Here is a 4,567-nt window from a genome sequence, read left to right as displayed (position 1 = left end):
TACCAACCGAATCTAAGGCGGTAGGATTTACCTACAACATAGAATCTCCCACAGTGGGTTTGTGGTGTTGATAGATCTGCTGTCTGGCTTGGGGGTGTGTTGCCTGTGCTGGCTTCTTCGCGAGCAGGCTCGCTCCCACAGTGGAATTGTGTTGTTGATAGATCTGCTGTCTGGCTTGGGTGTGTGTTGCCTGTGCTGGCCTCTTCGCGAGCAGGCTCGCTCCCACAGTGGATTTGTTAGCGCCGCAGATCAAATGTGGGAGCGAGCCTGCTCGCGAAAGCGGCCTGACAAGCAAAGAGATTCTCAAGCCTTCCAGGCCCTGTCATTCACCAGATTCCCTGGTCGCTCCCCCGACAGCGCCGCCAACAGATTGTCCACCGCACACCGGGCCATGGCTTCCCGCGTCTCATGGGTCGCCGAACCGATATGCGGTGTCGCCACGACGTTCTCCAACTGCAACAACGGCGAATCGGGATTCAACGGTTCACGCTCAAACACATCCAGCCCGGCCGCCCGAATCTGCCCCGAGCGCAACGCTTCGATCAGCGCCGCTTCATCCACCACCTTGCCCCGTGAAATATTGATGAAAATCGTCTCCGGCCGCATCTGAGTAAACTGCTGCGCGCCAATCAAGCCTTCGGTTTCAGCGGTCAGCGGCAAGGTCAGGCACACGAAATCCGCCTGCTGTAACAATGCCGGCAAGCTGCGGTACTGCGCGTTGAATCGCTGTTCCACCGCCGGTTTCGGCGAATGACTGTGATAGATCACCGGCATGCCGAACCCGAAATGACCGCGCTGGGCCAAGGCTTCACCGATCCGCCCCATGCCGATGATGCCCAGGGTCTTGCCGTGCACATCGGTGCCAAAGTGCACGGGACCGATGTTGCGCTGCCAGTGGCCGGCGCGAACCAGGTTCGCCAGCTCCACCACGCGCCGAGCGGTGGCCAGGATCAGGGCGAAGCCGGTGTCGGCGGTGGTTTCGGTGAGCACGTCCGGGGTGTTGGTGAGCAGGATGCGCCGCTCGGTCAGGTAGTTAATGTCGTAGTTGTCGACGCCCACCGAGACGCTGGCGATGGCTTCAAGCTTCGGTGCCAGGTCCAGTAATTGCGCGTCCAGTTTCAGACTGGCGCCGAGCAGGCCTTGGGCATGGGGCAGGGCGGCGCGCAATCGGTTCAAGCCATCGGCATCAAGGCTGTCGATCAGCGTCACCTCGGCCTGTTCCTGAAGGCGGTCCATCAGCAATGGGGAGAGTTTCTTGTACAGCACAACCTGCTTTTTCATCGTCAGTTTCTCTACTTCAATTCAGGAGTGGGCAGGGAGGGTCACAGTAACCGGGGGCCGTTCGCGGTCACTGGCGCCGGGCTTGAGGACAATCGTCAGCACCACCGAAAGCATCAGCGCACCGCTCATCAACAGGTACGAGGCGCCGGGCGAACCGGTGGAACTGTTGAGGTAGCCGACCAGATAAGAACCGCCAAACGAACCGAGGGCGCCCATGCTGTTGATCAGCGCCATGGCGCCGCCGGCGACGTTGGCCGGGAGGATCTCCGGGATGATCGCGAAGAATGGCCCGTAAGGCGCGTACATGCAGGCACCGGCGATCACCAGCAGGGTGTAGGACCACCAGAAGTGTTCGGCGCCCAGGGCGTAGGAGCCGTAGAAGGCAATCGAGGCGATCAGCAGCGGCGGCCAGACGAAGCGTTTGCGCTTCTGCAACTTGTCCGAGCCCCAGGACACCAGCAACATGCCGATCACCGCCGCCAGATACGGCAGCGCCGAGAGCCAGCCGGCTTCGACCATGTCCATCTGCGCACCGGCCTTGAGGATCGACGGCAGCCACAACACGAAGCCATAGACACCGATGCTCCAGCAGAAAAACTGCAGGGCCAGGATGATCACTTTCGGCGAACGGAAGGCTTCGGCGTAGTTCTTCACCGCCTTGATGCCCACCTGTTCGGCGGCGAGGGCGCTTTCCAGGTCGTGTTTTTCCTGGTCGTTGAGCCACTTGGCCTGGGCTGGACGATCATCCGCCAGCTTCCACCAGATGAACGCCCAGAGCACCGCCGGCAAACCTTCGATGATGAACATCCAGCGCCAGCTGTAGTGCTGCACCAGATAGCCCGAGACCACCGACATCCAGAGCATGGTCACCGGGTTGCCGAGGATCAGGAAGGTGTTGGCCCGGGAGCGTTCGGCGCGGGTGAACCAGTGGCACAGGTAAATCAGCATCGCCGGCATCACCGCGGCCTCGACCACGCCGAGCATGAAGCGGATGACGATCAGCCAGTAGGCGTTGGAGACGATGCCGGTCAGGGTCGCCAGGCTGCCCCAGAGGATCAGGCTGACGAAAATGAGCTTCTTCACGCTGTGCTTTTGCGCGTAGATCGCCCCCGGCACCTGGAAGAAAAAGTAGCCGAGGAAGAACAGCGCGCCGAGCATCGACGACAGGCCCGGGGTGATCATCAGGTCGGCGGCCATGCCGGACGCGGCGGCGAAGCCGTAGTTGGCGCGGTCCAGGTACGCCAGGCTGTAGGTGATGAACACGATGGGCATGATGTACCACCAGCGGCGGGTGGCGAGGGTTGCGGTTTTCATCAGTGGTGCTCCTGAGCTTGTTGTTTTTGTTGCAGCAGGTAACGGTTCTATATCTTCAGTGATTGTTCTGGCCTCTTCGCGAGCAGGCTCGCTCCCACAGGTACGGTGTTGTCTTTGTGGGAGCGAGCCTGCTCGCGAATGGCGGCTTCAAATTCGGCTGACATCTCGGACCGGGTCGGCAACCCCTCCATATCCCCCCGGCTCTGCACCGCCCGGCTGCCCACCCAGTTGGCGCGCTTCACAGCGTCGGCCATGCTGTGGTTTTCCAGCAGCGCGCTGATTATGCCCACGGCAAAACCATCGCCGGCACCGACGGTGTCGACCACCGTTTCCACCGGTACGCCGGCGACGAAGCCTTCGTCCAGATGCGTGCGGTAATAAGCGCCGTGCGGGCCGAGCTTGATCGCCACCGCTTCAACACCTTGGTCAAGGTAGAACGCGGCAATGTCGGCCGGGTCTTCGAAGCCGGTCAGCAAACGACCTTCGCTCAAGCCCGGCAGCACCCAGTGGGCGAGGGCGGCGAGGCGGTTGATTTCGGTGATCATCTGTTGCGTACTGGCCCATAGGCTCGGGCGCAGGTTGGGGTCGAAGGACACGCTGCGCCCGGCGTCGCGCATACGGGTCATCAGCTCGAAGGACATTTCCCGCGCGCTGGCGGACAGCGCCGCAGGAATGCCGGTGGCGTGCAGGTGCCGCGCCTTGAGCAATTCGGGAACGATGGCGTGCGGCGACAAATGACTCGCCGCCGAACCACGCCGGAAGTACTCGACCCTGGGATCGTCGCCGTCGTCGGTGCGCGACTTGAGTTGAAAGCCGGTGGAGTGCGCGCTGTCGGTCACGACATTGCTGCAGTCCAGGCCCTCTCTTTGCAGCGTATCGACCACGAACCGCCCCAGTGAATCGTCACCGACCCGGCTCAACCACGCCACCTTGAAACCCAGGCGCGACAGGCCTATGGCGACGTTGCTGTCGGCCCCGGCTATGCGCTTGTGGAAGTGCTCGACCTCGGCCAGGTCGCCGTTCTGATCGGCGACGAACATCGCCATGGTTTCGCCGAACGACAGAATATCGATCTCAGACATGGACGCTCTCCAGCTGCGGCTGACCGAGGCGGGCGAGGACCGCGACATGCTCGGTGGTGAGCTGCACCAGGTCGTCGCCTTGCAGCGGATATTCCGCAGCCCGCATCACGTCTTGTGTCATGTGCCGCAGCAGTTGTTCCCACAGATGCAGGTCGCTGGCAGCCGGGGGTATGGCAACCAGTTTGCCGTCGGCCCGCCGTGACACGGCCTTGCAATGCACATAGCCGACGTGACGACCGAGCAGCCGCGCGGCGCTGGCGGCGGACTGATCCTGCCAGTGCCAGTTACCGATATCGAAGGTCATTTTGATGGGCAGCTTGTGCTGCTCGACTTCAGTGAAAAAACGCTGGAAAGGTTCGATGCGGCCGCCGTGCAGGGTCTGGTCGTTTTCCACCAGCAACTGCACCGGGCTTTGCCCCAGGACGCGGGCCAGGGTTTGCAGGTCGTTGTTGTCGGTGAAGTAGCCCAGCGACACTTTCAGCCATTTGGCGCCGAAGGCTTGGGCACGTTGCAGGGCGCTGGTCAGTTCGGGGCTGGGCTGCGACTGGCCGGCCAGCCACAGCTCCATGGGCGAGGAATACACGCTTTCCAGCCCTTGGGTACGAGTAGCCTCGGACAGTTGTGCGGGGTCTTCATCGGTGAGTAATTCTTCGCGCCATTCGATGCGATTGGCGCCGGCGGCGGCCAGTATTTCGATGAAGCTGCCCTGGCCACGCTGGCGTACCAGATCGGCGCCGTAGCTGGAGAGGCTGATGGAGACGGCGGGTTTGTTCATTGTTTTTCTACCTCTGAAACCGGTTTCATTTTTGTTCAAAAAAATAGGTGTTGTTCTTTCGGGCCTCTTCGCGAGCAGGCTCGCTCCCACAGTGGATCTGTGAACACAGGACCTC

At 61.7% G+C, this 4,567-nt stretch carries 4 protein-coding genes; all 4 read right to left on the bottom strand.

Going from position 1 to position 4,567, the window contains the following annotated elements:
* Positions 1 to 303: 303 nt before the first annotated feature.
* Genes ACW9HW_RS29030 through ACW9HW_RS29015 form a run of 4 tightly spaced genes read right to left on the bottom strand, consistent with a single transcriptional unit; the run spans position 304 to position 4,452 of the window.
* Positions 304 to 1,281, bottom strand: coding sequence for a 2-hydroxyacid dehydrogenase (locus tag ACW9HW_RS29030; RefSeq protein ID WP_457402755.1), 978 nt, complete (start codon positions 1,279 to 1,281; stop codon positions 304 to 306).
* Between the two features lie 21 nt (positions 1,282 to 1,302).
* Positions 1,303 to 2,595, bottom strand: a complete 1,293-nt coding sequence (locus ACW9HW_RS29025; protein WP_457402754.1) for an MFS transporter — start codon at positions 2,593 to 2,595, stop codon at positions 1,303 to 1,305.
* 47 nt (positions 2,596 to 2,642) lie between these two features.
* Positions 2,643 to 3,677 carry a sugar kinase gene (locus tag ACW9HW_RS29020; protein ID WP_457402752.1) on the bottom strand — a complete coding sequence of 345 codons (1,035 nt, stop codon included), beginning with the start codon at positions 3,675 to 3,677 and terminating at the stop codon, positions 2,643 to 2,645.
* Positions 3,670 to 4,452 carry a sugar phosphate isomerase/epimerase family protein gene (locus tag ACW9HW_RS29015; RefSeq protein WP_457402750.1) on the bottom strand — a complete coding sequence of 261 codons (783 nt, stop codon included), beginning with the start codon at positions 4,450 to 4,452 and terminating at the stop codon, positions 3,670 to 3,672. Before ACW9HW_RS29015 ends, ACW9HW_RS29020 begins: the two co-directional genes overlap by 8 nt.
* Between the last annotated feature and the right edge of the window lie 115 nt (positions 4,453 to 4,567).

This window comes from Pseudomonas sp. SDO5532_S415 (genome assembly GCF_054071155.1).
This window is presented reverse-complemented; position numbering and strand designations above follow the sequence as displayed.